Origin of the sequence: Leucobacter iarius (assembly GCF_039530105.1) — a bacterium.
GTDB classification, from domain to species: domain Bacteria; phylum Actinomycetota; class Actinomycetes; order Actinomycetales; family Microbacteriaceae; genus Leucobacter; species Leucobacter iarius.
In genome coordinates this window covers 1-568 of the sequence record NZ_BAAAOB010000025.1, presented here as the reverse complement: position 1 = coordinate 568, position 568 = coordinate 1, and the positions used below count along the sequence as shown (strand labels likewise).

Annotated in this window: 1 pseudogene; it reads right to left on the bottom strand. The window is 48.6% G+C overall.

Going from position 1 to position 568, the window contains the following annotated elements:
- Positions 1 to 290 precede the first annotated feature (290 nt).
- Positions 291 to 568: pseudogene (locus tag ABD169_RS16100) on the bottom strand (IS1 family transposase); the annotation flags it as partial.

Sequence of the window (568 nt, the reverse complement as noted above, 5' to 3'; positions counted from 1 at the left end):
AAAACACCCGTTCAGGCGCTCAAGGAATGGCATGAAAAACGCCCTGAATTGTTCAGGAAACGCGTGTATAACCAGCCGGGTCTTGACATATAGGTTAATGTCATGATAATAATGGTTTCTTAGACGTCAGGTGGCACTTTTCGGGGAAATGTGCGCGGAACCCCTATTTGTTTATTTTTCTAAATACATTCAAATATGTATCCGCTCATGAGACAATAACCCTGATAAATGCTTCAATAATATTGAAAAATGACTTCTTAACGTGAGTTTTCGTTCCACTGAGCGTCAGACCCCAATACGTGCGCAACAACCGTCTTCCGGAGCCTGTCATACGCGTAAAACAGCCAGCGCTGGCGCGATTTAGCCCCGACATAGCCCCACTGTTCGTCCATTTCCGCGCAGACGATGACGTCACTGCCCGGCTGTATGCGCGAGGTTACCGACTGCGGCCTGAGTTTTTTAAATGGCGGAAAATCGTGTTGAGGCCAACGCCCATAATGCGGGCGGTTGCCCGGCATCCAACGCCATTCATGGCCATATCAATGATTTTCTGGTGCGTACCGGGTTG